Genomic DNA, 24,662 nt, shown 5'->3' on the forward strand with positions numbered 1-24,662 from the left:
CGGGGGTCAGAACAGGCTCAGCAGGGCCTCCGCCGGGTCGGTCAGGGTCGTCTCGCCGTCCGGGAGGGGGAGTTCGAACCACACCGTCTTGCCGCGCGGGGTGCGGCGTGATCCCCAGGCCGCCGAGAGCAGACCCACCAGCTGCAGACCCCGGCCGCCCTCGTCGGTGTCCCGGGCGCGGCGGCGGCGCGGCTGGACCAGGCCCGCGTCCCAGACCTCGCACACCAGGGTGCGGTCCAGCAGCAGCCGGAGTCTGATCTCCCCCTCGCCGTACCGCAGTGCGTTCGTGACCAGCTCGCTGACCAGCAGCTCCGTCGTGTCGACGAGGGCTTCGAGGCCCCAGGAGAGCAGCCGGCCGCGCGCGTACTCCCGCGCGCGCCCCACGCTGCGCGGCTCGCGCGGCAGCGTCCAGTCGCCGACCGAGTCGGCCGGCAGGCCCTGCACCCGTGCCATCAGCAGCGCGATGTCGTCCTCGCCGTGGTGCGAGTCGAGGGTGTTGAGGACGTGGTCGCAGACGTCCTCCAGCGGCCTCGTGGGGTCGGTGAGCGCCCCGACGAACGCGTTGAGGCCCTCGTCCAGCGGATGGTCGCGGGATTCCACCAGTCCATCCGTGTAGAGCGCCAGCAACGCGCCCTCGGGGAGGTCGACCTCCACCTCCTCGAAGGGTTCGCCGCCCACGCCGAGCGGCATGCCCGGCGGCACGTCGAGCATCAGGGCCGGTTCGCCCGGCTCGACGAGGACCGGAGGCAGATGGCCCGCGTTGGCGAAGGTGCAGCGCCGGGTCACCGAGTCGTAGACCGCGTACACGCAGGTCGCGAGGTACACCTCGGACAGGTCGGCCTCGCGGGGCCGGCGGGCGGCCCGGGTGGCCTGCTGGACGCCGCCCGGCGTGCCGAGCCCGCGCGCGATCTCGTCCAACGCGGAGAGCACCTCGGCCGGTTCGAGGTCGAGCAGGGCCAGGGTGCGCACGGCCGTGCGCAGTTCACCCATCGCGACCGCGGCCCGCAGTCCACGCCCCATCACGTCGCCCACCACCAGCGCTGTGCGGTGCCCGGGCAGTTCGATGACGTCGAACCAGTCGCCGCCGACCTCGCTGGGGCGGCCCATCGAGACGTTGCCGGGAAGGTAGCGGCAGGCGATGTCCAGGCCGGAGGCCACCGGGTCGCCGGGCGGCAGCAGCGACCGCTGCAGTATCAGCGCCCGTTCGTGCTCGCGCCGGTACAGGCGCGCGTTGTCGATGCAGACCGCCGCCCGCGCCGCGAGCTCCACCGCCAGATCCCGGTCGCGGTCCCCGAACGGCTCGCTGCCCTTGGTCCGCGAGAACTGCGCGAGGCCGACGACGGTGTCGTGGGCGACCATCGGGACGACGAGGGTGCACTGCACGAGGCCGCCCTCCTCGCCCTGGACGGTCTGCGGGCGGGCGGTGCGCAGGGCGTCCGCGCAGGGCGAGTTGAACGGGAAGTGGTGGACCGCGCCGACCGCGACGGGCGCGCCCGCGCCGGGGAAGGGGGCGTCGGAGACGGCGGAGGAGAAGGCGACCCGGCGCAGTTCCGCGCTGCCGTCGGCGAGACCGGGCGGGGTCTCGTCGCCGGCCAGGAGCCCCTGGTAGAGATCGACGGTGGCCAGGTCGCAGAAGCCGGGCACGACCACGTCGAGGAGTTCGCGCGCGGTCGTCTCCAGGTCGAGGGAGTTCCCTATGCGGGCCCCCGCCTCGTTCAGGAGGGCGAGATTGCGCCGCGCGGCGGCGGCCTCGCGGGCGGCGGCGCGGCGGGCGGTGATGTCGGTGCCCAGCCAGGCGATGCCGATGGGCCGGCCGCTGCCGCTGTGGACGCGGTACAGGTTGACCGACCAGTGCCGGCGTTCGTCGGAGCCCGGGGCGAACCCGGTGACGTGCATGTCCGTGATGGAGTCGCCGGTCTCCAGGACCCGGCGCAGGGTGGCGCTGACGCGCTCGGCCTCGGGCCGGGGCAGGTAGTCGTGGACGCCCTTGCCGCGGTGCTCGTCGGGGGTGCCGCCGAAGATGGAGGCGAACCGCTGGTTGGCGCGGCGGACCCGCAGGTCGGGGTCGATCAGCAGGAAGCCGAACGGGGATTGGCCGAAAATCGCCTGCGAGGCGGCGAGGTCGGTCTCGATGCTGCGGAGCGTGCGGACGTCGACGACGATGCACACGGCGGCCTTCTCGCCGTCGAGACTGCGCGTCGGCATGACGTAGACCTCGGCCAGGCCCCGTTCGCCCCGTCCGCCGCCGCGCGCCGGGTCGGGCATCCGAAAGGGGACCACGCCGGTCCACTCCCGCCCGTCGAGGATCTCCGCCATCTTGCGCTGACCGCGTTCGCGCAGGTCGGGGTCGATGAACGCGTCGATGGGGTCCACGCCGACGGCCCGCTCGGCGGAGATGCCGAAGATCTGCTCGGCGCGCAGACTCCACTGGTCGACGAGGCCGTCGGGGCCGATCGAGAACGAGGCGACCTTGATGTAGTCGTAGATCGAGCCGGGCGGGCTGCTCTGCCACATGGCGTCACCGGGCGTCGCCGCTTCGCCCTCCCCGCCGGCGACGGCGTGCACGGCGTCGGCGGCGAGCGCACCCGCGGCCTTCGCCCTCGCGCCGCCCGACGGGTCCTCGGACTCCGTGGCCTTCGCTGGTATCTCGCTCACGCGAACCGTCCCCTCCAGCTCACCGCGTCCGGCACCGGTCACCGGCGGCGGCTGCCCGCAGTATCCAGCACTACGGGTCCGCACGACACGGTGTTCACGATCACAGCACGGTCCAGGCGTTTTTCGGCCCGTCCCGCGACAACACTTCCAGTCTTCTAACCAGCGGACACGTGGTCGAACCACACCTTCTGGCAGCGGTCGCGGACCCGCACCGGACGGCGACGGCGGGAGCCCCGCCGTACACGGGGGTCATCCCCTCGTCACGTCCCGTCAATCCGGGACCGCCAGTTCGAACCACACCGTCTTGCCGGCGCTCCCGGGCCGGGTGCCCCAGCGGCGCGCGGAGGAGGCCACGAGCTGCAGCCCGCGCCCCGTCTCGTCGTCGGGCCGGGCGACCCGCTCGCGCGGCGGGTCGGGCAGCGGGTCGGACACCTCGACCAGCAGCACGCCGTCCAACCGGGCGGGACGGACCAGCCGTACGCCGATGGGCCCGGTCGCGTGCCGCAGGGCGTTGGTCACCAGCTCGCTGACCAGCAGTGCCACGATGTCGCCCACGCTGTCGAGGTCCCAGCTGCGCAGCTGGCTCCGGACGGCGCCGCGGGCGGTGCGCACCGCACCGGGCTCCGCGGGAAACGACCACTCGGCTCGGTCGCCCTCGGTGTCGATCACGCCGATCACTTCCCAGCCCAGCGAGTACACCCATGTCCGGTTTCGTGGGGTTAATGGGCACATACCCGATATCGGAGGGCCAGTACCGCTCGACCGGGCGCACAGGGGCACGAACGGCGTACACCCCGCCACCGCTTGGTCCGCCGACGCCCCCTGTGGGGAGGGCCGCCGCCCGGTCTCAGCGCGCGTCGGCGGCGAGCTTGGCGAGCGTCTCGCGCACCGCGGGCACGTCCTGGTCGAGCCAGTCGACGTCCCAGACCTCGTCCGGGGTGAGCCAGCGCAGCGCGTCGTGGTCCTGGAGCGGTGCGGGGGCGGGTGAGCCGGGACGCAAGCGGGCGGTCCACACCCGAAGGACGTAGGGCGACCTCAGGGGCCACTCCCCGGGGACCGGCCCGAGGGTCTCGGCCTCGACGCCGAGTTCCTCGCGCAGTTCGCGCACGAGGGCCGCGTCGGGCCGCTCTCCCGGCTCGACCTTGCCACCGGGCAGTTCCCAGCGGCCGGCGAGTTCGGGGGGCGCGCTGCGGCGTGCGGCGAGCAGGCGGCCGTCGTCGAGCAGGGCGGCCCCCACCACCACGATCCGTTCCGTCATGCGGCGGAGCCTACGGGACCCGGGGCGGGTCAGTTCAGCGTGCCGTCGCCGTTCTGCGCCGGAGCCTGCGACTGAGCGTGCGCCTGCGTCCGAGTCCGGGGCTGACGCGCGGGCTGGGGCTGACGCTGGGGCTGCCCGTCGGCCTGACCCACGCGCTCGACCCAGTAGAGCTGCTTGTGCCCGCGCCCGTCGAGGGTGTCCGCGATCTCCTGGGCCTCGGCCCGGGTCGCGTACCTGCCGACGCGGTAGCGGTTGCCGTTGTCGTCCTGCCGTATGACGAGCCAGGGCAAAGCGGTGGTGCTGTCGTTCATCGCGCCCCCCGCCCCCTTCCCGCCCCGGCCCGGCCGGATCCCGTCCGCGGCGCGCCCCGCGCCCCGCCTGCCAAGGAAACCGCAATCCGCATATGCCCGAGCGTACGCCTTACCTTTACGCAGCGAACACGGATTTACACAAAGAGGTACGCAACCAGCCAAGACGCAGGGGGCGCACGAGACCGAACGCGCCGTGCGGGCGGCGTAACGCGTCCGGTCGGCGGGGTTGCGGGCGGATACCGGGCGACCTGCGGGAACGAGCGGAAACGACCGGATTCCGACGCCGCGCGAGCGACCGCGGGGCAGCCGGGTTCCGGCGGCGACCACCGGAAGGGTGTGCGCCTCCCGACCGCATGCGCTACCGCCTGTCCCGTACGTCCTCTCCCCGCACCCCCGCCTCCCCACCCCGTCCGCCACCGCAAGCGGCCCGGGCGGCCCCCTCCAACCGCCCGTCCGCTACGACCGCACCCCCGGCCGCCCGTCGCCCGTCCGCTACGACCGCACCCCCGGCCGCCCGGCCCCTCCCGGGTCCGGGCACCGCCCGGCCGCCTCGGCCCGCTCTCGTGCGGTCACTTCACCGGCAGGTGGTACGCGACCCGGTAGCGGTCGGCCGGGATCACCACGTCGGCCGTCTCGACCGGACGGCCCGAGGCGTAGTAGGTGCGCTGCACGACCAGGACCACGTGCCCGGGGACGCCGCCGAGGGTCAGCAGTTCCTCCGCGAGGCCGGGACGGGCCCCCACCTCCTCCGTCACGTTGTCGACGATGACGTCGATGGCCCGCATCCGCTCGACGACGCCCATGCCGCCCAGCGGACCTTCCTCGGGCAGCATCACCGGGGTGCGGCCGGTGACGGCGAGGGGCTCCCAGGAGGTGGAGAGCATCATCGCCTCGCCGGCCTCGCGGAACACGTACTTCGTGCACATCACGCGGTCGCCGGACTGGATGCCGAGCCGCTCCGCGACGCCCGCGCCCGCCTCGACCTGCTCACTGCTGGACTCCCAGGTCCCCCGCGTGTGCGCCTCCGCCTGTTCCTGGCGGAAGGGCGTGGCCCCGCTCACCGGGCGGTAGCCGGAGCGGGCGATCCGGCGGGGAACGGGACGCTCGCGCACATACGTCCCCGAACCGGAGCGGCCCTCGACCAGGCCCTCGGCCATCAGCACCTTGCGCGCCTCCAGCGCGACGGTGTCCGAGACGCCGTACTCCTGGCGGATTCTCGCCTGGGACGGGAGGCGGGTGTGCGGTGGCAGCGATCCGTCGGCGATCTTCTTGCGGAGATCACCCGCGACACGCAGATACGCCGGCTGCTCACCGAATGTCACTGGCCACTCCCATCAGGTTGTACAGACAGCTACAGCCTGGCAACCGTGGGTTGGACCATGCAAGCAAAGGCCAGAGAATCACTCGATGTGATGACATCGGCCCGCGAAACGCTTTACCCAGGCACTTTCTCCCCGCTGGCGATGTGATCACACATCGAGGCCGCGGTCGTCATCGCTCCGGCCCGAGCCGCCGTCCCTGCTGCCGGAGTCCTCGTCGTAGGCGGGCGGCGTGGTGGCCAGGCCCAGAGCCTCGCGGGCGGTGACGGTGGAGCGACCGTCGACGTACCCGTAGGCGGTCTCGTAGTGCTCGTAGAAGCCGTCGGCGTCGGCGGCCTTCTCCGCCGCCGCCCACTGCGCGCTTTCCGTCCGCAGGTCCTTCACCAGGGCGGCGACCGGTCCCCGGGCCGCCGCCGACCAGCTGTGCGCCCCCAGCGCGACCGCCTGCCGACCGGTGACGTCCCCCGCGTCGCCGGCCCACGTCCGGTTGGCCGCGAGGTTGTCCTCGGCGTAGTCCTCCGGTTCCTGGTAGAGGACGTCGTCGACGGCGGCCATGGCCTTGAGGAAGGCCAGCTGGTCGGCGTCGAGGGTCGTCTCGTCGGCGCGGAGCGAGCCGGTCAGGGTGCCCTTGTCGTCCGCGTGACCGAAGACGCAGGTGATCTCCCGGTCGCCGAGGCTCCAGCTCTCGGAAGTGGGCGTGAGGTAGTAGACGTCCACCTCGTCGGTCAGCGCCCAGGAGTCCATCGCGTAGCCGTCCTGGAGCCGGAAGCACTTCTCGTCGGCGGTCTCGGTGACGCGGTCGTCGCCCGGGAAGCCCCCGCCGGGCAGCGGGACCGTCGCGAAGACCTCGGCGTCGTGCTCTCCCGAGCAGGCCACCTCGTCGACGTCGTAGACCTCCTCGTCGAAGGTCTCGCCCGGCATGTCGAAGCAGTCGCCCTTGACCAGCGCGAAGCCGGAGCGCGCGCTCGCGCCCTCCTCGAACCCCTGCCAGAAGTCGGACGCGCCGCCCGTGGCCAGCACCAGGACCCACAGCGCGAGCCCGACGGAGGACAGGATCGCGCCCGCGATCGCCATGCCCTTGCCGCGCTCCCCGCGCCTCTTGATCTGCGCCAGCGCGACGAGCCCGAGGACCAGACCCACGGCCGGCAGGAAGCAGAGGATGCCGAGCACGAGAGCGGCGATGGCCAGACCGTTGATCGCCGAAGGCCCGCCGTACGGGCTGTAACCCTGCCCCCAGACCTGGTACGGCCCGGCTCCGTAGGGCGCCTGCGGATACGGATACGGGCCCGGGGAGCCCGGCGGGCCGGGGTAGCCCTGCGGACCGTACGGCCCCTGCGCAGAGGGACCCGGCGGGGGCGGCGCGAAGGGGTCCTGCGGGTACGGGCCCTGCGGCTGCGGAGGCTGGTACGGGTCCTGGGGCTGCGGAGGCTGGTACGGGTCCTGGGGCTGGTGCGGCCCGGGAGGCGGAGGTATGGACACGGGTACCGTGCTCCTGCTTCTGGCGGTTCGGACGGTCGTGCGGAAGGGGCAGCCGAGACGTCGCACGGACGGCCGGTCAGGTGTACCTGCGACGCGGTCGATCAAGTGCTCCGGTCAGTCTGGCAGGGCATTCTGACAGCGGACCCGAACCGAGGTTCGACGGGTGCGCCCCTCACGAGCGCGAGGGGGCGTGCGCCGGCCCGCGGAAGGCGTGCGGGCCCGCCGCGCCGACGCCGTCGCCCAGCTCCGCGACAAGTTCGGGCAGGACGTGGCGGACGAGGGCGCGGAACTCCCCCACCCGGGGGCGAACTGCTCCACGACGTCGACCCTGATGGACGTCAGGCAGCGGCGCCACCGGGGGCCGACGTCTCGCGGCCGCGCTCGGAGTCCGGGAACTGCCGCAGCAGCTCGCGCAGTTGCGGTGCCTCCGTGTTCGCGCCGAAGACCGGGGTGCCGGGCTCCATGCGTATCCCTTCGGCGAGCGCTCCCGCTTCGACGGGGTCGAAGCCGAGGGCGTCGACCAGGGCGGTGACGGTGGCCACGGCCGCGGGGTCGTCTCCCGCGACAGCGATGGCACGGCGGCCGGGCGCCCCCGTGGCGAGGTCGGGGCGGGCGCCGTCCTCCAGGTCGTGGTAACCCGTGTGGTTGAAAGCCTTCACGACGTGGGAGCCCGGCAGGTGGGCCTGGACAAGCTCACTGGAGGAGGTGCGCGGGTCGGTGAGGTCGTCGCGGATCCCGTCCACCTCCCACCAGTAGTTCATCGCGTCGACGACGACCTTGCCGCGCAGCGCCTGCGCCGGAACGCTGCGGTACTTCCCGAGCGGCAGGGCGAGGACGACGAGGTCCGCCTCGGCGGCGGCCTGTTCGGCGGTGACGGGCTCGGCGCCCGGGGAGAGGACCTCCACGGTGAGGGCGATGCGCTCCGGGTCGCCCGAACCCGCGATCAGGACCCGGTGGCCGGCGGCGACGGCCAGGCGGGCCAGCACCGTGCCGACCTTGCCCGCGCCCAGGATGCCGATCACCGGAAGCGGCCGAGTGGTCATCACGTACTCCTTTGCCGTGGTCAACTGCGTTCAGTCGGCCAGCAGTTCGCGGACCATCGGGACGACCTTCGTGCCGTACAGCTCGACCGCCCGCAGCCGGGCGCTGACCGGCTGGGTGCCAGCGGTGTAGACCAGGTCGAACCGGCCGACACCGAGTTGCTTGATGGCGGCGGCCATCTTGCGGGCGACGGTCTCGGGGGAACCGACGTACATCGAGCCGTGCTCGATCTCGGACTCGTACTCGCCCTTGGTGACCGGCGGCCAGCCGCGCAGCGCCCCGATCGTGTCGCGTATGGCCTTGAAGTGCGGCCAGTGCAGGCCGCGGGCCTCCTCGTCGGTGTCGGCGACGAACCCCGGGGAGTGCATGCCGACCGGGTGCGCCGTGGTCCCGAACTGCTCGGCGGCGCGCTGGTAGAGGTCGATGTAGCGGCTGAAGCGGGCCGGGTCTCCGCCGATGATCGCGAGCATCAGTGGCAGCCCGTAGTGGGCGGTGCGAATCACCGACTGCGGGGAACCGCCGACCCCGACCCAGGTGGGCAGGCGCCCGGACTCGGTCTTGGGGAAGACGTCGGCGTCCGTCAGGGCGGCCCGCTGGGTGCCCTCCCAAGTGACCGGCTTCTCCTCCAGCAGCCGGACGAACAGGTCCAGCTTCTCCTCGAAGAGCACGTCGTAGTCGGCCAGGTCGTAGCCGAAGAGCGGGAAGGACTCGGTGAACGAGCCCCGGCCCAGGATGACCTCGGCACGGCCATCGGAGAGCGCGTCGAGGGTGGCGAACCGCTGGAAGACGCGCACCGGGTCGTCCGAGCTGAGCACGGTGACGCCGGAGGCGAGCCGGATCCGCTCGGTGCGGGTGGCGATGCCCGCCAGCACGGTCTCGGGCGTGGAGACGGCGTACTCGGGGCGATGGTGCTCGCCGAGCGCGAGGGCGTCGACCCCGATGGAGTCGGCGAGTACGGCCTCGTCCACGACCTGCCGGATCGCGCCGGCGTACGAGACGGGACGGCCTTGGTCGTCCTGGGGGACGTCGCCGAAGGTGTCGAGGCCGAAGAGGACGTCGGGCGTGACGGCGGACATGGCGGACTCCGTTTCGGAGGAGGAAGTGCGCGTGGGGGGGACGGGGTGGGCGGCGAAGGGATGCCCTCGGGCGGGCTTACCAGGCGTACGGGCCAAAGCGACCCCAGGCGATCACGACCGCGATGGCGAGCAGGACGACGTTGACACCAACGTTCGGCCACTCGCCGCGCCGGGCGTGGGTGACCACCGCGCCGATCATGATCAGGGCGACGCCGACGGCTGCGAGCGGCGTGAGCACGGTGGCGATGCCGGTGACGGCCGGGAGGATCAGGCCGATCGCGGCCAGCACCTCCACCGCGCCGATCATCTTCACCTGACCGGACGTGAAGCTCTTCGCCCAGGCCATGGACTCGGCGGTCTTCTCGTAGGGCTGGGCGAGCTTGCCGCCGCCGGCGGCCAGCATTCCGGCGGCCAGCAGGGACTGCAGGATCCAGAGGAAGACGTTCATGTCGGGTCCGTTTCATTTCGACGTGAGGGGACGTGGGGCCGGGCCGGACGAGCGGCCGGCCGAGCCTCGTACACCCTAAGCGGACTTCACCCCGCTTAAATTCCCGACCTCCGGACGGGGATAGATTTGGCGCATGGAACGATCGCCGCTGCCCTTCGGACGGCCCCGCGCCGAGCGCGCCGACGCCGCCCGCAACCGAGAGCAGTTGCTGACCGTGGCGCGCGAGATGGCCGCCGAGCTGGGGGCGGACAGGGTCACCATGGACGGCCTCGCCGAACGCGCCGGCCTGGGCAAGGGCACTGTCTACCGCCGTTTCCGCACCCGCGCCGGCATCTTCCACGCCCTGCTCGAAGACGACGAGCACGCCTTCCAGCGCCAGGTCCTGGCCGGCCCGCCCCCACTCGGCCCGGGTGCCGAGCCCCTCGACCGGCTGGTCGCCTACGGCCGAGCCCGCATCGCCTACCTCGCCGACCACGTCACGATCGTCCGCTCCTCACTGGACCGGCACCGGGCTGTCCCCGCCGAGGGCGGCAGTGGCTTCAGTCAGGCCCACATCCGCATGCTGCTCGGCCGGGCGGGCACCGGTGTCGCCGATCTGGACAGCCTCACGGTGCAGCTCACCAGCGCACTGGAAGGCCCCTTCATGATCTTCCTCGCGCTGCCGGGGAACGGCCCCGACGGGGACGCCGAGGCCGACGCCGCCTTCCAGCACCGCACCCGCCCACTGGGCGACAGCTGGCAGACCCTGATCGAGCGGGTCTGCCGCACGGCGTGACTCCCCGGGGTCGCCCTGGCCTGGCCCGACCGGGCCACTCCTCCCACTGCTGTGCCCTTCACCGACTACTGGCCGTCCGCAGCCAACTGCCCGATTCATCGGATTCCGCTATCCCAGCACCGTCCCAGCACGGAAAAGGACAAAGGGTCCGACTCCGAAGAGTCGGACCCCTCATGACCGGCATGTCTGCCAGATCAGCGACGTGGCGATACGGTCACCCGCTACACGTTGAAGCGGAATTCCACCACGTCCCCGTCCTGCATCACGTACTCCTTGCCCTCCATGCGGGCCTTGCCCTTCGCGCGGGCCTCGGCGACCGAGCCGGTCTCCACCAGGTCGGCGAAGGAGATGACCTCCGCCTTGATGAAGCCCTTCTGGAAGTCGGTGTGGATGACGCCGGCGGCCTCGGGGGCGGTGGCCCCCTTCTTGATCGTCCAGGCGCGGGATTCCTTGGGGCCGGCCGTGAGGTACGTCTGCAGGCCGAGGGTGTTGAAGCCGACGCGGGCGAGGGTGGCGAGGCCGGGCTCCTCGGCGCCGACCGACTCCAGGAGCTCCATGGCGTCGTCCTCGTCCAGCTCGGCGAGGTCCTGCTCCAGCTTGGCGTTGAGGAAGATCGCCTCGGCGGGGGCGACCAGGGCGCGCTGCTCTGCCTTGAAGTCCTCGTCGACCAGCTCGTCCTCGTCGACGTTGAAGACGTAGAGGAACGGCTTGGTGGTGAGCAGGTGCAGGTCGTGCAGGAGCTCCTCGTTGCCGGAGCCCTGGACGATGCCCGCGGAGAAGAGGGTGTCGCCCTTCTCCAGGATCTCCTTCGCCGCCTCGACCGCCGCGACCTTGGGCGCGATGTCCTTCTTGATCCGCGACTCCTTCTGGAGGCGGGGCAGGACCTTCTCGATGGTCTGCAGGTCGGCGAGGATCAGCTCGGTGTTGATCGTCTCGATGTCGTCCTTGGGCGAGACCTTGCCGTCGACGTGGACGACGTTCTCGTCCTTGAAGGCGCGGATGACCTGGCAGATCGCGTCGGACTCGCGGATGTTCGCCAGGAACTTGTTGCCCAGGCCCTCACCCTCGGAGGCGCCCTTCACGATGCCCGCGATGTCGACGAAGTCGACGGTGGCCGGAATGATCCGCTGGGAGGAGAAGATCTCGGCCAGCTTGGTGAGGCGGGCGTCGGGGACGCCGACCACGCCCACGTTCGGCTCGATCGTGGCGAACGGGTAGTTGGCCGCCAGCACGTCGTTCTTGGTCAGGGCGTTGAACAGGGTCGACTTGCCGACATTCGGCAGACCGACGATTCCGATCGTGAGCGACACGTTGCGACTTCCCGTAATGAGAGGGCCAAGGGGCCCGATCCCGGAGTGAGAGGGCCAGGGGCCAGAGGGCTGACCGGTCCACCAGTTTACGGCGTGGCCGGCCCCGGCCCGGCGGACCTGTCGAACGGATGGCCCGGCGCCGCCGCACGGCGTGTCCGACACCCGATTCAGCACATAAACCGACCTAGGTTGGTCCGGTGGAGCAACACAGGACACGCCCCCCGAACCACGGCACCCGACCCGGCGGGCAGCCGCTGCCGCCCCAGGCCGACCGGAAAGGAAACCGCCGACCGCCACGCCCGGCCGCGAGGCCCGCACGCCCGACCGCGCGGCCCGCACGCCCGACCGCGCGGCCCGTACGCCCGACGGCCGAGCGGCCGCCCGGGCCCGTCCGGCCGGGCCCGGTGCGACGGATGCCGAACCCGCGGCTCACCGGCCTGGGCGGGGCGCTGCTCAGCGGGGCGCTGATGTTCGTGGTCGGGTGCGTCGACCAGCTACTGTTCGGCGCCTCGCTGACGCTGTACTGCGTGCTGTTCCTGCCGGTCTGCGTGCTCACCGGCCTCTGGGTGCGCGGGGCCGAGCTGCTCTCCGCGCCGGTGGTCGTGCCGATCGCCTTCGCCGTCGGGCTGCTGCCCGTCGCCAAGGGCGGCGACGGGCCCGGGGAGCGGCTCGCGGGACTGGTGACGGCCCTGGCCACCCAGGTCGGCTGGCTGTACGGCGGCACCCTGCTGGCCGCTCTGACCGTCCTGGCCCGCGGCCTGCACCGGGCGTCCGCCCGCCGCCGATCCGCCGGGGGCCGGCCCTAGCCGAATAGGTCCAAATACGGCCGATAGGGCTGAATATGGCTGAATAGGGCTGAAACAGACTGCTTTCGGGGCCGTTCTACTCGGTCTTCGCCGCCCGCATCGCCGCGCCCACGATCCCCGCGTTGTTCTGCAGCTGGGCCGGGACGATCTCCGCCTTGATGTCCTCGATGAAGTGCAGGAACTTCTCGGCCTTGCGGCTGACGCCGCCGCCGATGATGAACAGCTCGGGCGAGAAGAGCATCTCGACGTGCGCGAGATACTTCTGGACGCGGTGCGCCCAGTGCTCCCACGTCAGCTCGTGGTCCTCCTTGGCCTTGCTGCTGGCGCGCTTCTCCGCGTCGTGGCCGTGCAGTTCCAGGTGACCGAGCTCGGTGTTGGGGACCAGGACCCCGTCGACGAAGAGGGCGCTGCCGATGCCGGTGCCGAACGTCAGGAGGATCACCGTGCCGCGGCGGTCGCGGCCGGCGCCGAAGGACATCTCGGCCACGCCCGCCGCGTCCGCGTCGTTGACCACCGTCACCGGCAGTCCGCCGAGCCGCTCGCTGAACAACGCGCGCGCGTCGGTGTCGATCCAGCTCTTGTCGACGTTGGCCGCCGTGCGGATCGTGGAACCGCCCGTGACCACGCCCGGAAACGTCAGACCGACGGGTCCGCTCCAGCCGAAGTTCTCCACGACCTGCCGCACGCCGTCGGCGACGCTCTCGGGCGTCGCCGGGTGCGGCGTGAGCACTTTCAGGCGCTCCTGCGCCAGGTCGCCCTTGTCCAGGTCCACGGGAGCGCCCTTGATCCCGGATCCGCCGATGTCCACGCCGAAGATCTGCATGGCCCTACGGTACGACGACCACGACCGTCACTCGGACGAGGAGCCCGCGGCACCGCTTCCGCCACGCTCGGCGACCAGCGCCGCCGCCTCTTCGCGCAGGTCACGGCGGAGTTCCTTGGGCAGCGAGAAGGTGATGTGCTCCTCGGCGGCCTTGACCAGCTCGACGTCGCCGTAGCCGCGCTCGGCGAGCCAGGCCAGGACCTCCTCGACGAGGACCTCCGGGACGGAGGCGCCCGAGGTGACGCCCACCGTGGTGACGCCCTCCAGCCAGGCCTCGTCGATCTCGGCGGCGAAGTCGACCAGATACGCCTGGCGGGAGCCGGCGAGCTTGGCGACCTCGACGAGCCGCTTGGAGTTGGAGGAGTTGCGCGAGCCGACCACGATCACCAGCTCCGCCTCCGCGCCCATCTGCTTCACAGCGAGCTGACGGTTCTGCGTGGCGTAGCAGATGTCGTCGCTGGGCGGGGAGATGAGCTGCGGGAACTTGGTCTTCAGGGCGTCGACCGTCTCCATGGTCTCGTCGACGGAGAGGGTGGTCTGGGAGAGCCACACGATCTTCGACGGGTCGCGGACCTCGACCTTGGCGACGTCCTCGGGGCCGTCGACGAGCTGGATGTGGTCCGGGGCCTCGCCGGAGGTGCCGATGACCTCCTCGTGGCCCTCGTGCCCGATCAGCAGGATGTCGTAGTCCTCCTGGGCGAAGCGGACGGCTTCCTTGTGGACCTTGGTGACCAGCGGGCAGGTCGCGTCGATGGTGGCGAGGCGCCCGCGCGCGGCCTCCTCGTGGACGACGGGGGCCACGCCGTGCGCCGAGAACATGACGATGTTGCCCGGGGGCACCTCCTCCGTCCGCTCGACGAAGACGGCGCCCTTCTTCTCCAGGGTCTGCACGACGTACTTGTTGTGGACGATCTCGTGCCGGACGTAGACCGGCGCCCCGTACTGCTCCAGCGCCTTCTCGACGGCGATCACGGCGCGGTCGACGCCCGCGCAGTAGCCCCGGGGAGCGGCGAGCAGGACACGGCGGCGGCCAGGCGAAGCAGTCATGCGTCCCATCGTAAGGCCGGGTGCGGCCACCGCCGGCGTGACCGGGCTCGCCACCGGAGCCGGGTGCGGCCCCGGGACGGCCCCGCCCCGGGACGGCCCCGCCCACCTGACCGCCCCGGCCCCGGTCCGCGCCCGGGAGCGGACGTCGGCGGTGCTGTCAGTCGTGGCCGATACTCTCGTCGGCATGGCTGTGAACACGTCTGCGGACGCCCCGCTGCCCGTCGGCCAGGTCTCGCGGCTCATCGGAGGATGGATCGACCGGCTCGGCGCGGTGTGGGTCGAGGGGCAGATCACCCAGTTGTCACGGCGCCCGGGGGCGGGCGTCGTCTTTCTGACGCTGCGCGACCCGTCGCACGACATCTCCGTGGGCGTGACCTGCTACCGCCAGGTGTACGACGCCGTCGCGGACGTCGTGGGCGAGGGCGCGCGGGTCGTCGTCCACGCCAAGCCGGAGTGGTACGCGCCGCGCGGACAGCTGTCGTTGCGGGCCGTGGAGATCAAGCCGGTCGGCGTCGGGGAACTGCTGGCGCGGCTGGAGCAGTTGAAGAAGTCGCTGGCCGCGGAGGGACTCTTCGCCTCCGCGCGGAAGAAACCGCTGCCCTTCCTGCCGCAGCTCGTCGGGCTGGTGTGCGGGCGGGCCTCCGCCGCCGAGCGGGACGTCCTGGAGAACGCCCGGCACCGCTGGCCCGCGGTCCGCTTCGAGGTGCGCAACGTCGCCGTGCAGGGGGTGCACGCGGTGACGCAGGTCGTCCAGGCGGTGAAGGAGCTGGACGCGCTGGAGGAGGTGGACGTGATCGTCGTCGCGCGCGGCGGCGGCAGCGTGGAGGATCTGCTCCCCTTCTCCGACGAGCAGCTGGTGCGCGCTGTCGCCGCCTGTCGTACGCCGGTCGTCTCGGCGATCGGGCACGAGCCGGACAGCCCGCTGCTCGACCTCGTGGCCGACCTGCGCGCGTCGACGCCCACCGACGCCGCGAAGAAGGTCGTGCCGGACGTCGGCGAGGAGCTGGAGCGGGTGCGGGTGCTGCGCGGGCGGGCGCGCCGGTGTGTGGAGGCGTACGTGGAGCGCGAGGAGCGCGGGCTGGCGCACGCCGTCGCCCGGCCGGTGATACAGGATCCGCACCGGATGATCGACGAACGGGCCGATCACCTCGCCTCGCTCGTGGACCGTTCGCGGCGCACGCTCGGGCACCTCCTGGACCGCGCCGACTCCGAGCTCACGCACACCCGCGCGCGCGTGGTCGCGCTGTCGCCGGCCGCGACGCTGCAGCGCGGGTACGCCGTGCTGCAGCGGGCCGACGGACATGTGGTCCGGGATCCGGGCGAGGTGAGGGCGGCCGACGTACTGCGCGCCCGGGTCGCCGAGGGCGAGTTCACCGTCCGCGTCGACGGCTCGGGCGGCGCGGACGACGCGCACGGCGCCGGCGACTCAGGCGGCGCGAGTGACCCAGGTGACGCGCACGGCGCCGGCGTCTCAGGCGGCGCGAGTGACCCAGGTGACGCGGGCGGCGTCGACGAGCAGGCAGGAACGAGCAAGGGGATGGACGCATGACGAGCAGGACGGACGAGGCGCTCGGCTACGAGCAGGCTCGCGACGAGTTGATCGAGGTCGTACGGCGCCTGGAGGCGGGGGGCACGACGCTGGAGGAGTCCCTCGCCCTGTGGGAGCGCGGCGAGGAGCTGGCCCAGGTGTGCCGGCGCTGGCTGGAGGGCGCCCGGGCGCGGCTGGACGCGGCGCTGGCCGAGGAGGAGACGGGAGGCGCGGGGAGTGCGGACGAAGGGTGACGCGTCCCGCCGGGACGGGGCGGCTGTGAAGTGGATCACGCCACCCCGGGCCTTTGTTGAACCTTGAACTTCCTTCGCGTACGGTCGACGACGTCAGCCGATCCGGACCACGGTCCGGTACCGGATCCGGACGCACCCCGAGGAAGTTCACGCATGTCTCTCGCTCTCGACCCCGCCGCCCAGGACCTGCTGTTCCGTGAGGCTCGCACCGCGAACACCTTCACCGACGAGCCGGTGACCGACGAGCAGGTGCAGGCCATCTACGACCTGGTCAAGTACGGGCCGACGGCGTTCAACCAGACCCCGCTGCGCATCACCCTGGTCCGCTCCCCCGAGGCCCGCGAGCGCCTGGTGCAGCACATGGCCGAGGGCAACCAGGCCAAGACCGCCGCCGCCCCGCTGGTCGCGATCCTCTCCGCGGACAACGAGTTCCACGAGGAGCTGCCGACCCTGTTCCCGGCCTTCCCGCAGGCCAAGGACCTCTTCTTCAGCGAGCGTCCCGCCCGCGAGGGCGCCGCCGCGCTGAACGCCGCCCTGCAGGCCGCCTACTTCATCATCGGCGTGCGCGCCGCGGGTCTCGCCGCCGGTCCGATGACCGGCGTCGACCTGGAGGGCGTCCGCAAGGAGTTCCTGGACGACGACCACACCCCGCTGATGGTCGTCAACATCGGCAGGCCGGGCGAGGGAGCCTGGTACCCGCGCTCCCCGCGCCTCGCCTATGACGAGGTCGTCACCACCGTCTGAGCGGCGTGACACGCGAAGAGGCCCCCGTCCGGCGGGGGCCTCTTCGCGTCTCCGCCGCACGCCACTCGCCCGGCCGCACGCCACTCGCCCGGCCGCACGCCGCCCGCCCGACGCACCGCGCCCGCCCGACCCACGCCACTCGCCCCCCGCACCCGACACGGCCGGCGGGCAGGACGCTCAGGCCAGCTTCAGCGCTCCGACCATCGTCGACAGCCGCCCGAAGCCGCCCGTGCCCGCGACCACGGTGGTGGAGCCCTTGGTGTCCTCCAGGACGAGCGCGTCGTAGCGGCCGCCGGTGTAGCGGGTCCAGGTGCGCCCGTCGATCCGCTCGGTGACCTCGGTCTCGGTCGAGCCCTGGCTGGCCTCGTCGATGAACTGCGAGCGCCGCTGAGTGGACTGCTCGATAGCCACGTACTCCCCGTCGGGATCCTGGAAACCGAGGTGCCAGGCGTCGAAGTCGTCGCCCTTGAAGCGCACCGAGGTCGCCTTCCACGTGTCGGGCAGGCCCTCGGGCGCGGCCACCGGGTAGGACGCCGCGCGACGCGCGGTGAGGAGTTCGACGCGGTAGTCGACCCGCTTGACGTCGGGAGCACGGTCCTCGTGCGGGATGAAGAGGTAGAGGACCCACGCCGCGATCATGATCAGCCCCAGGGAGAGGATCATGTCCCGGGCCGTCTTCTGCTTGCCGTTCGAACCTGCCACGCCCCCTATCGTCGCAGGTGCCCGGCCCGCTCATCCGTGGGGTCCCCTGCTCATTTTGTCGGACTGACGATAGAGTCGGGATCGAACCCTCATCCGGCCGTCGTCGTATCAGAAAGGTGCGCTCCGATGACCGAGCATCATCACCTGCCGTCCGAACTCGATGTGCCCTCCGAGGCCCCCGACCGCAACCTCGCCCTGGAACTCGTCCGGGTCACCGAGGCCGCGGCCATGGCCGCGGGCCGCTGGGTGGGACGCGGGGACAAGAACGGCGCCGACGGCGCCGCGGTGCGCGCCATGCGCACCCTCGTGTCGACCGTCTCGATGAACGGCGTGGTCGTCATCGGCGAGGGCGAGAAGGACGAAGCCCCGATGCTCTTCAACGGCGAGCGCGTCGGCGACGGCACCGGGCCCGAGGTCGACATCGCCGTCGACCCGATCGACGGCACCACGCTGACGGCCAAGGGCATGCCGAACGCCATCGCCGTCCTCGCCGCCACCGAACGCGGGGCGATGTTCGACCCGTCCGCCGTGTTCTACATGGACAAGCTGGTCACCGGGCCGGAGGCGGCCGAGTTCGTCGACATCGACGCGCCCGTCGACGTCAACATCCGCCGGGTCGCCAAGGCCAAGCGGGGCACGCCCGAGGACGTCACCGTCGTCATCCTGGACCGGCCGCGGCACGCGGGCCTCATCGAGGAGGTCCGGGCGACCGGCGCCCGCATCAAGCTGATCTCCGACGGCGACGTCGCCGGCTCGATCCTGGCCCTGCGCGAGGGCACCGGCATCGATCTGCTGCTGGGCATCGGCGGCACGCCCGAGGGCATCATCTCGGCCTGTGCCGTGAAGTGCCTGGGCGGCGTCATCCAGGGCAAGCTGTGGCCCAAGGACGACGAGGAGCGGCAGCGCGCGATCGACGCCGGCCACGACCTGGACCGGGTGCTGACCACCGAGGACCTGGTCACCGGCGAGAACGTGTTCTTCGTCGCCACCGGCATCACCGACGGCGAGCTGATGCGCGGGGTCCGCTACCGCTCGGAGACCGCGACCACCGACTCGATCGTCATGCGGTCGAAGTCCGGGACGGTGCGGCGCATCGACTCCGAGCACCGGCTGAGCAAGCTGCGGGCCTACAGCGCCGTCGACTTCGACCGGGCGAAGTAGCCCCGTCCCGGCCTGCGGGCGTCCCCCGGTGCGGCGGGGGACGCCCGTTTCGCGTTCGGAGCACGCCCGTGCCGCCGGGCCCGGTGACCGACCGGGCCCGGTCACCGGGTCTGCGCCACCCGGGATCGCGCCACCCGGGATCGCGTCACCCGGCCTGCGCTATGCGGCCCGCCGTCCGGGCCGCCTTCTGCAGTTCGACGTCACGGCGGCGGCGCCGGGCGAGGACGACGCGGCGCTCGGCGGCGGTGAGGCCGCCCCAGACGCCGTACGGCTCGGGCTGCAGCAGCGCGTGCTCGCGGCACTCCACCATCACGGGACAGCGCGCGCAGACCCGCTTGGCCGCTTCCTCACGCGAGAGCCGGGCGGCCGTGGGTTCCTTGGAGGGCGCGAAGAACAGGCCCGCCTCGTCCCGGCGGCAGACCGCCTCGGTATGCCAGGGAGCGTCTTGGTCCCTGTCGCGCGCTGGCACCCGCTGGGCCGGGACGGCGGCGACCTGCAGGGACGAATGCGGCGGTTGCAGCACGGGTCTACTCCTGACGACGGCTTCGCGAGCGAGCGACGATGCAGCAAGGCCTACCCGCTGTACGCGCGCCTATGCACAGGGTTCGCCACCGCCGGGCTCCCCCGCCGCCCGCGATGGCGCGTTCCGGCCGGTCACCGGTCCAGGTGTCTGCGCAGCCCCTTGTCGACCCCGCGCTGAACGCGGTCGAGGATGTCCGCCACGAACCTGCCGCGCTTGGGCCGGCCCTCGATGTTGCCCAGGACCGCCCAGCCGTCGACGTAGACCACCGGCGCGTCCGGCTGCGGGGAGTCCAGCGCGTCCACCTCGAAGCTGCCGAGCACCGCGCCGCCGGTGCCGCGCAGCGACACGTTCTCCGGGACCCGGACCTCCACGTTGCCGAAGACCGAGATCGCCTTGATCACCACCTGCTGGTACTCGAAGAGCGCCTCGGTGAGGTCGATCTCGACGCTGCCGAAGACCGCGTACGCGTGGATGCGGCGGCCCGCGCGCCAGCGGCCCCGCCGGACGGCGCTGCTGAAGATCGCGACGACGCTGTCGTCCGGGTCCGCCGGGATCGCGCCGGCGGTGGGCCGGGAGGGAGCGGAGACGGGAGCCGCGCGGCGCTCGTGCGCGGCCGGCAGGTCCCGGACGAACGCCTCCAGCTCGCCGACCGTCTTGGCGGCCAGCACGCCCTCGACGCGCTCCGCGTGCTCGTCGGCCGTCAACCGGCCCTCCGCCAGGGCCTCGCGCAGCATGTCGGCGACACGGTCGCGATCGGCGTCCGAGGCGCGCAGCTCGGCGACCGGCGCGGAGGCCGTGGTGGGGGCGGCGGCAGGGGCGCTGCTCTGCTTCTGAAGGTCCACGGCAGCAGCGTACCGAAACACGATAGATCGCGATAGCCCTGTCCCGGACGTTCACCGGCGACGTCCGCGGCGGGCACTGAGCCTTACCTCACAGGATCTCCGTCGGCGGCAGGTCATACGCTGGTGGGCGCCCGCCGATGGAGGCGGTCGCCGTCTGTCGAGTGAGGAATGGGCACCGATGCCTGAGTTCGCGTACACCGATCTGCTCCCCATGGGAGAGGACACCACCCCCTACCGGCTGGTGACCTCCGAGGGTGTCTCCACCTTCGAGGCCGACGGGCGGACGTTCCTCAAGGTCGAGCCGGAGGCGCTGCGCAAGCTCGCCGAGGAGGCGATCCACGACATCCAGCACTACCTGCGCCCGGCCCACCTCGCGCAGCTGCGTCGCATCATCGACGACCCGGAGGCGTCCGGCAACGACAAGTTCGTCGCGCTGGACCTGCTGAAGAACGCGAACATCGCGGCCGCGGGCGTGCTGCCGATGTGCCAGGACACGGGCACCGCGATCGTCATGGGCAAGCGCGGGCAGAACGTGCTCACCGAGGGCGGCGACGAGGCGGCCCTGAGCCGCGGGATCTACGACGCCTACCTCAACCTGAACCTGCGCTACTCGCAGATGGCCCCGCTGACCATGTGGGACGAGAAGAACACCGGCTCCAACCTCCCGGCGCAGATCGAGCTGTACGCCACCGACGGCGGCGCGTACAAGTTCCTGTTCATGGCCAAGGGCGGCGGCTCGGCCAACAAGAGCTTCCTCTACCAGGAGACGAAGGCCGTCCTCAACGAGGCCTCCATGATGAAGTTCCTGGAGGAGAAGATCCGCTCGCTGGGCACGGCCGCCTGCCCGCCGTACCACCTGGCGATCGTCGTCGGCGGCACCTCCGCCGAGTACGCCCTGAAGACCGCGAAGTACGCCTCCGCGCACTACCTCGACGAGATCCCGGCCGAGGGCTCGCCGCTCGGGCACGGCTTCCGGGACAAGGAGCTGGAGGAGAAGGTCTTCGAGCTGACGCAGAAGATCGGCATCGGCGCGCAGTTCGGCGGCAAGTACTTCTGCCACGACGTGCGCGTCGTGCGCCTGCCGCGGCACGGCGCGTCCTGCCCGGTCGCCATCGCCGTCTCCTGCTCGGCCGACCGCCAGGCCGTCGCGAAGATCACCGCGGAGGGCGTCTTCCTGGAGCAGCTCGAGACCGACCCGGCGCGCTTCCTGCCGGAGACCACGGACGAGCACCTCGAAGAGGGCGACGTCGTCCGGATCGACCTGAACCAGCCGATGGACGACATCCTCGCCGAGCTGACCAAGTACCCGGTCAAGACGCGTCTGTCGCTGTCCGGTCCGCTGGTCGTGGCCCGTGACATCGCGCACGCCAAGATCAAGGAGCGTCTCGACGCGGGCGAGGAGATGCCGCAGTACCTGAAGGACCACCCGGTGTACTACGCGGGCCCGGCCAAGACGCCCGAGGGCTACGCCTCCGGGTCCTTCGGCCCGACGACCGCCGGCCGGATGGACTCCTACGTCGAGCAGTTCCAGGCCGCGGGCGGATCCAAGGTGATGCTGGCCAAGGGCAACCGCAGCAAGCAGGTCACCGACGCGTGCGACGCCCACGGCGGCTTCTACCTCGGCTCCATCGGCGGCCCGGCCGCGCGCCTCGCCCAGGACTGCATCAAGAAGGTCGAGGTCGTCGAGTACGAGGAGCTCGGCATGGAGGCCGTCTGGAAGATCGAGGTCGAGGACTTCCCGGCGTTCATCGTCGTGGACGACAAGGGCAACGACTTCTTCCAGGATCCCGCCCCCGCGCCGACGTTCACCACCATCCCGGTGCGGGGGCCGGGTCTGGCGTGACGCGTGTGATGCTGTGACGGACGCCCGCCCCTGATTGACGCAGGGGCGGGCGTCCTACCGGGTCGGGGACCGGTCAGCCGACGCAGATGGTGAGGCCGACCGTGTCGCCGCTGTGGACGATCTGCGGGGCGTGCGGGGACACACCGAGCACCGAGGTCGGCTTGCAGCCCTTGACGGCCTTCCTGGTGACGGTGCCGAGCTTCGTCTGCGTCTTGTCGAGGTACGTCTTGGCCCCGTCCAGGCTCCAGCCCGCGAAGTCGATCGGGATGGTCACGCCGTCCTCCGCCGCCTCACGGTTTCCCGTGAGGACGAGGGCGCCCCGGAACAACGCGGTCGACCGGGCGGCCACGAATTCCTGGAAGTCCGTCTCCACACGCTCCTTCCTTCCTCCCACCCCTCCACGACGTGAGCGCGCCCCCGTCTGCTGCACGACCCCGAGGAGACCTGGGTCACATGCCGGACGCCATCCGGAGGGCCCAGCGCCCGGAACATCCCGGCCTCCCCGATCGCTGTACCGGACATGAGCGAATACCGGATCGAGCACGACTCCATGGGCGAGGTACACGTCCCGGCGCACGCCAAGTGGCGGGCCCAGACGCAGCGCGCCGTCGAGAACTTCCCCGTCTCCGGCCAGCGCATCGAGCGCGCCCACATCGAGGCGCTGGCGCGGATCAAGGGGGCCGCGGCGAAGGTGAACGCGCGGCTCGGGGTGGTCGACCAGGACGTCGCCGACGCCATCCAGGAAGCGGCCGCCGAGGTCGCCGAGGGCCGGTGGGACGAGCACTTCCCCGTCGACGTGTTCCAGACCGGGTCCGGCACCTCGTCCAACATGAACGCCAACGAGGTCGTCGCCACCCTGGCCACCGAGCGGCTGGGCCGGGACGTGCATCCCAACGACCACGTCAACGCCTCCCAGTCCTCCAACGACGTCTTCCCCTCCTCCCTCCACATCGCGGCCACCGCCGCCGTCACCCGCGACCTGATCCCCGCGCTGGAGCACCTCGCCGACTCGCTCACCCGCAAGTCCGAGGAGTTCGCCGACGTCGTGAAGTCGGGGCGCACCCATCTCATGGACGCCACGCCCGTCACCCTGGGACAGGAGTTCGGCGGGTACGCCGCCCAGGTGCGCTACGGCGTGGAGCGGCTCACCGCCTCCCTGCCCCGGCTCGCCGAGCTGCCGCTGGGCGGCACGGCCGTCGGCACCGGCATCAACACGCCCCCCGGTTTCGCCGCCGCGGTCATCGAGGAGGTCGCCCGCGCCACCGGGCTGCCGCTGACCGAGGCGCGCGACCACTTCGAGGCGCAGGGCGCGCGGGACGGGATCGTCGAGACCAGCGGGCAGCTGCGGACCATCGCCGTCGGCCTCACGAAGATCGCCAACGATCTGCGGTGGATGGCCTCGGGTCCGCGCACGGGTCTGGCCGAGATCAGCCTGCCCGACCTCCAGCCGGGTTCCTCGATCATGCCCGGCAAGGTCAACCCGGTGATCCCGGAGGCGGTGCTGATGGTCGCCGCGCAGGTCGTCGGGAACGACGCGACCGTGGCCACGGCGGGCGCGGCGGGCAACTTCGAGCTCAACGTGATGCTGCCGGTGATGGCCAAGAACGTGCTGGAGTCGATCCGGCTGCTGGCCAACGTCTCGCGGCTGCTCGCCGACCGGACCGTCGACGGGATCGTCGCCCACCGTGAACGCGCCCGCGAGTACGCCGAGTCCTCGCCGTCCGTGGTCACCCCGCTGAACAAGTACATCGGGTACGAGGAGGCCGCGAAGGTGGCCAAGAAGGCGCTGGCGGAGCGCAGGACGATCCGGGAGGTGGTCCTGGACGGCGGGTACGTGGAGCGCGGGGACCTGACGCTCCACCAACTCGACGAGGCGCTGGATGTCCTGCGGATGACGCGCCCGTGACGTTTCGCGCCCCGGCGCGAGAACCGTGACGCGCGCCGCAGCGTCGTATGGCCATGGCACCTAATATCTGTCCATGGCAGACGGGCGAGCGGTGAGACGCGTGGGAACGGGCGGTGCGGCGGCCTTCTGGAAGCCGGGGGACCGGATCCTGTGGCGCTACCGGGAGAACGGCGGAGCGCGCATCCACATCGCCCGTCCGGTCACCGTCGTGCGGGACGACGAGGAACTGCTCGCCGCGTGGATGGCCCCGGGCACGGAGTGCGTCAAGCCCGTGCTCGCGGACGGCACCCCGCTGCACCGGGAGCCGCTGCGCACCCGCTACACCAAGCCGCGGACCGTGCAGCGCGACCGCTGGTTCGGCACCGGTGTGCTGAAGCTGGCCCGGCCCGGCGAGCCCTGGTCGGTGTGGCTGTTCTGGGAGCCGGGGTGGCAGTTCAAGAACTGGTACGTCAATCTGGAGCAGCCGCTGGCCCGTTGGGACGGCGGCGTGGACTCCGAGGACCACTTCCTGGACATCTGCGCCTATCCGGACCGCAGTTGGGACTGGCGTGACGAGGACGAGTTCGCGCAGGCGCAGCAGGACGGGCTGATGGACGCGGCGGTGGCCCGGCAGGTGCGCGAGGCGGGGCACCGGGCCGTGGAGAGGATCCGCGCCTGGGGTCCGCCGTTCGACGAGGGATGGCAGCATTGGCGTCCGGACCCGTCCTGGGCCGTACCGTTGCTGCCGGAGGACTGGGACCGCACCCCCGCGCACCTGTCCACATGAGACCCTTGATGCGCCCCCGGGCGGCAAACGTAGGATCGTCCTCCG

At 71.9% G+C, this 24,662-nt stretch carries 25 protein-coding genes and 1 pseudogene; 9 read left to right on the forward strand and 17 right to left on the reverse strand.

Going from position 1 to position 24,662, the window contains the following annotated elements; all coding sequences use genetic code 11:
- Nucleotides 1–6: 6 nt before the first annotated feature.
- The 10 genes and pseudogenes from ACFVYK_RS03885 to ACFVYK_RS03930 form a co-directional block, all read right to left on the reverse strand.
- Entirely contained in the window at nucleotides 7–2,655 is a 2,649-nt protein-coding gene (locus ACFVYK_RS03885) for a SpoIIE family protein phosphatase (protein ID WP_389768142.1), read from the reverse strand.
- Between the two features lie 270 nt (nucleotides 2,656–2,925).
- Entirely contained in the window at nucleotides 2,926–3,354 is a 429-nt protein-coding gene (locus ACFVYK_RS03890) for an ATP-binding protein (RefSeq protein ID WP_389768144.1), read from the reverse strand.
- Nucleotides 3,355–3,502: 148 nt separating this feature from the next.
- Nucleotides 3,503–3,913: a (deoxy)nucleoside triphosphate pyrophosphohydrolase gene (locus ACFVYK_RS03895; RefSeq protein WP_389768146.1), complete on the reverse strand. Its 411-nt coding sequence runs from the start codon at nucleotides 3,911–3,913 to the stop codon at nucleotides 3,503–3,505.
- 134 nt (nucleotides 3,914–4,047) lie between these two features.
- Nucleotides 4,048–4,224: pseudogene (locus ACFVYK_RS03900) on the reverse strand (SPOR domain-containing protein); the annotation flags it as partial.
- 569 nt (nucleotides 4,225–4,793) lie between these two features.
- Nucleotides 4,794–5,546, reverse strand: coding sequence for a GntR family transcriptional regulator (locus ACFVYK_RS03905; RefSeq protein ID WP_389768148.1), 753 nt, complete (start codon nucleotides 5,544–5,546; stop codon nucleotides 4,794–4,796).
- A gap of 147 nt (nucleotides 5,547–5,693) precedes the next feature.
- Complete coding sequence (locus tag ACFVYK_RS03910; protein ID WP_389768150.1) at nucleotides 5,694–7,022, reverse strand: DUF4190 domain-containing protein; 1,329 nt, start codon at nucleotides 7,020–7,022, stop codon at nucleotides 5,694–5,696.
- A 172-nt stretch (nucleotides 7,023–7,194) separates the two neighbouring features.
- The gene (locus tag ACFVYK_RS03915; RefSeq protein ID WP_389768152.1) at nucleotides 7,195–7,320 is read right to left on the reverse strand and encodes a hypothetical protein; all 126 of its coding nucleotides are present in this window, start codon (nucleotides 7,318–7,320) and stop codon (nucleotides 7,195–7,197) included.
- A gap of 40 nt (nucleotides 7,321–7,360) precedes the next feature.
- Nucleotides 7,361–8,065 carry an NADPH-dependent F420 reductase gene (locus ACFVYK_RS03920; protein ID WP_389768154.1) on the reverse strand — a complete coding sequence of 235 codons (705 nt, stop codon included), beginning with the start codon at nucleotides 8,063–8,065 and terminating at the stop codon, nucleotides 7,361–7,363.
- Between the two features lie 30 nt (nucleotides 8,066–8,095).
- On the reverse strand, nucleotides 8,096–9,139 hold the full coding sequence (locus ACFVYK_RS03925) for an LLM class flavin-dependent oxidoreductase (RefSeq protein WP_389768156.1): 1,044 nt from the start codon (nucleotides 9,137–9,139) through the stop codon (nucleotides 8,096–8,098).
- A 76-nt stretch (nucleotides 9,140–9,215) separates the two neighbouring features.
- A complete protein-coding gene (locus ACFVYK_RS03930; protein WP_389768158.1) occupies nucleotides 9,216–9,587 on the reverse strand; it encodes a DoxX family protein in 372 nt (123 codons plus the stop codon).
- Between the two features lie 133 nt (nucleotides 9,588–9,720).
- Here ACFVYK_RS03930 and ACFVYK_RS03935 point away from each other — a divergent pair, with 133 nt between their 5' ends.
- Nucleotides 9,721–10,362 (forward strand): TetR/AcrR family transcriptional regulator, encoded by a 642-nt coding sequence (locus tag ACFVYK_RS03935; RefSeq protein WP_389768160.1) that lies wholly within the window; start codon nucleotides 9,721–9,723, stop codon nucleotides 10,360–10,362.
- Between the two features lie 221 nt (nucleotides 10,363–10,583).
- On the opposite strand, the gene ychF is transcribed toward ACFVYK_RS03935, so the two are convergent.
- The gene (gene ychF, locus ACFVYK_RS03940) at nucleotides 10,584–11,672 is read right to left on the reverse strand and encodes a redox-regulated ATPase YchF (RefSeq protein WP_389768162.1); all 1,089 of its coding nucleotides are present in this window, start codon (nucleotides 11,670–11,672) and stop codon (nucleotides 10,584–10,586) included.
- Nucleotides 11,673–12,085: 413 nt separating this feature from the next.
- Between ychF and ACFVYK_RS03945 the strand changes: the two genes are divergently transcribed.
- On the forward strand, nucleotides 12,086–12,478 hold the full coding sequence (locus ACFVYK_RS03945; protein ID WP_389768164.1) for a DUF6542 domain-containing protein: 393 nt from the start codon (nucleotides 12,086–12,088) through the stop codon (nucleotides 12,476–12,478).
- Between the two features lie 76 nt (nucleotides 12,479–12,554).
- Here ACFVYK_RS03945 and ppgK read toward each other — a convergent pair whose 3' ends face one another.
- Together ppgK and ACFVYK_RS03955 are read right to left on the reverse strand one after the other, a co-directional pair.
- On the reverse strand, nucleotides 12,555–13,301 hold the full coding sequence (ppgK, locus tag ACFVYK_RS03950; RefSeq protein WP_389768166.1) for a polyphosphate--glucose phosphotransferase: 747 nt from the start codon (nucleotides 13,299–13,301) through the stop codon (nucleotides 12,555–12,557).
- A 27-nt stretch (nucleotides 13,302–13,328) separates the two neighbouring features.
- Complete coding sequence (locus ACFVYK_RS03955) at nucleotides 13,329–14,357, reverse strand: 4-hydroxy-3-methylbut-2-enyl diphosphate reductase (RefSeq protein ID WP_389768168.1); 1,029 nt, start codon at nucleotides 14,355–14,357, stop codon at nucleotides 13,329–13,331.
- A gap of 175 nt (nucleotides 14,358–14,532) precedes the next feature.
- Here ACFVYK_RS03955 and xseA point away from each other — a divergent pair, with 175 nt between their 5' ends.
- From xseA to ACFVYK_RS03970, 3 genes are all read left to right on the forward strand, one after another.
- Entirely contained in the window at nucleotides 14,533–15,897 is a 1,365-nt protein-coding gene (gene xseA, locus ACFVYK_RS03960) for an exodeoxyribonuclease VII large subunit (RefSeq protein WP_389768170.1), read from the forward strand.
- Nucleotides 15,894–16,130 carry an exodeoxyribonuclease VII small subunit gene (locus ACFVYK_RS03965; protein ID WP_389768172.1) on the forward strand — a complete coding sequence of 79 codons (237 nt, stop codon included), beginning with the start codon at nucleotides 15,894–15,896 and terminating at the stop codon, nucleotides 16,128–16,130. Before xseA ends, ACFVYK_RS03965 begins: the two co-directional genes overlap by 4 nt.
- A gap of 153 nt (nucleotides 16,131–16,283) precedes the next feature.
- Nucleotides 16,284–16,874: a malonic semialdehyde reductase gene (locus ACFVYK_RS03970; RefSeq protein WP_389768174.1), complete on the forward strand. Its 591-nt coding sequence runs from the start codon at nucleotides 16,284–16,286 to the stop codon at nucleotides 16,872–16,874.
- Between the two features lie 177 nt (nucleotides 16,875–17,051).
- Here the strand turns inward: ACFVYK_RS03970 and ACFVYK_RS03975 are convergent, their stop codons facing one another.
- Nucleotides 17,052–17,576, reverse strand: coding sequence for a DUF4245 domain-containing protein (locus ACFVYK_RS03975; protein ID WP_389768176.1), 525 nt, complete (start codon nucleotides 17,574–17,576; stop codon nucleotides 17,052–17,054).
- A gap of 126 nt (nucleotides 17,577–17,702) precedes the next feature.
- On the opposite strand from ACFVYK_RS03975, the gene glpX reads away from it, so the two are divergent.
- Nucleotides 17,703–18,737, forward strand: coding sequence for a class II fructose-bisphosphatase (gene glpX / locus ACFVYK_RS03980; protein WP_389768178.1), 1,035 nt, complete (start codon nucleotides 17,703–17,705; stop codon nucleotides 18,735–18,737).
- A 145-nt stretch (nucleotides 18,738–18,882) separates the two neighbouring features.
- Here the strand turns inward: glpX and ACFVYK_RS03985 are convergent, their stop codons facing one another.
- Together ACFVYK_RS03985 and ACFVYK_RS03990 are read right to left on the reverse strand one after the other, a co-directional pair.
- A complete protein-coding gene (locus tag ACFVYK_RS03985; RefSeq protein WP_389768180.1) occupies nucleotides 18,883–19,260 on the reverse strand; it encodes a WhiB family transcriptional regulator in 378 nt (125 codons plus the stop codon).
- A gap of 131 nt (nucleotides 19,261–19,391) precedes the next feature.
- Nucleotides 19,392–20,102, reverse strand: coding sequence for a DUF1707 domain-containing protein (locus ACFVYK_RS03990; RefSeq protein ID WP_389768182.1), 711 nt, complete (start codon nucleotides 20,100–20,102; stop codon nucleotides 19,392–19,394).
- 178 nt (nucleotides 20,103–20,280) lie between these two features.
- Here ACFVYK_RS03990 and ACFVYK_RS03995 point away from each other — a divergent pair, with 178 nt between their 5' ends.
- On the forward strand, nucleotides 20,281–21,945 hold the full coding sequence (locus tag ACFVYK_RS03995; RefSeq protein ID WP_389768184.1) for a fumarate hydratase: 1,665 nt from the start codon (nucleotides 20,281–20,283) through the stop codon (nucleotides 21,943–21,945).
- A gap of 73 nt (nucleotides 21,946–22,018) precedes the next feature.
- Here the strand turns inward: ACFVYK_RS03995 and ACFVYK_RS04000 are convergent, their stop codons facing one another.
- Entirely contained in the window at nucleotides 22,019–22,318 is a 300-nt protein-coding gene (locus tag ACFVYK_RS04000) for a hypothetical protein (RefSeq protein ID WP_389768186.1), read from the reverse strand.
- Nucleotides 22,319–22,465: 147 nt separating this feature from the next.
- Here ACFVYK_RS04000 and ACFVYK_RS04005 point away from each other — a divergent pair, with 147 nt between their 5' ends.
- A complete protein-coding gene (locus ACFVYK_RS04005) occupies nucleotides 22,466–23,851 on the forward strand; it encodes a class II fumarate hydratase (RefSeq protein ID WP_389768188.1) in 1,386 nt (461 codons plus the stop codon).
- Nucleotides 23,852–23,924: 73 nt separating this feature from the next.
- Nucleotides 23,925–24,617, forward strand: a complete 693-nt coding sequence (locus tag ACFVYK_RS04010; protein WP_389768190.1) for a DUF402 domain-containing protein — start codon at nucleotides 23,925–23,927, stop codon at nucleotides 24,615–24,617.
- Nucleotides 24,618–24,662: the final 45 nt, after the last annotated feature.

The organism is Streptomyces sp. NPDC058291, from assembly GCF_042880855.1.
In the GTDB taxonomy this organism is placed as follows: domain Bacteria; phylum Actinomycetota; class Actinomycetes; order Streptomycetales; family Streptomycetaceae; genus Streptomyces.

Bases quoted from the DNA above. Each gene is read 5' to 3' on its own strand.
- ACFVYK_RS03895 (WP_389768146.1), bottom strand. From the start codon at position 3,913: ATGACGGAACGGATCGTGGTGGTGGGGGCCGCCCTGCTCGACGACGGC.
- ACFVYK_RS03920 (WP_389768154.1), bottom strand. From the start codon at position 8,065: ATGACCACTCGGCCGCTTCCGGTGATCGGCATCCTGGGCGCGGGCAAG.
- ACFVYK_RS03925 (WP_389768156.1), bottom strand. From the start codon at position 9,139: ATGTCCGCCGTCACGCCCGACGTCCTCTTCGGCCTCGACACCTTCGGC.
- ACFVYK_RS03930 (WP_389768158.1), bottom strand. From the start codon at position 9,587: ATGAACGTCTTCCTCTGGATCCTGCAGTCCCTGCTGGCCGCCGGAATG.
- ACFVYK_RS03935 (WP_389768160.1), top strand. From the start codon at position 9,721: ATGGAACGATCGCCGCTGCCCTTCGGACGGCCCCGCGCCGAGCGCGCC.
- ACFVYK_RS03945 (WP_389768164.1), top strand. From the start codon at position 12,086: ATGCCGAACCCGCGGCTCACCGGCCTGGGCGGGGCGCTGCTCAGCGGG.
- ppgK (WP_389768166.1), bottom strand. From the start codon at position 13,301: ATGCAGATCTTCGGCGTGGACATCGGCGGATCCGGGATCAAGGGCGCT.
- ACFVYK_RS03955 (WP_389768168.1), bottom strand. From the start codon at position 14,357: ATGGGACGCATGACTGCTTCGCCTGGCCGCCGCCGTGTCCTGCTCGCC.
- xseA (WP_389768170.1), top strand. From the start codon at position 14,533: ATGGCTGTGAACACGTCTGCGGACGCCCCGCTGCCCGTCGGCCAGGTC.
- ACFVYK_RS03965 (WP_389768172.1), top strand. From the start codon at position 15,894: ATGACGAGCAGGACGGACGAGGCGCTCGGCTACGAGCAGGCTCGCGAC.
- ACFVYK_RS03970 (WP_389768174.1), top strand. From the start codon at position 16,284: ATGTCTCTCGCTCTCGACCCCGCCGCCCAGGACCTGCTGTTCCGTGAG.
- glpX (WP_389768178.1), top strand. From the start codon at position 17,703: ATGACCGAGCATCATCACCTGCCGTCCGAACTCGATGTGCCCTCCGAG.
- ACFVYK_RS03995 (WP_389768184.1), top strand. From the start codon at position 20,281: ATGCCTGAGTTCGCGTACACCGATCTGCTCCCCATGGGAGAGGACACC.
- ACFVYK_RS04005 (WP_389768188.1), top strand. From the start codon at position 22,466: ATGAGCGAATACCGGATCGAGCACGACTCCATGGGCGAGGTACACGTC.
- ACFVYK_RS04010 (WP_389768190.1), top strand. From the start codon at position 23,925: ATGGCAGACGGGCGAGCGGTGAGACGCGTGGGAACGGGCGGTGCGGCG.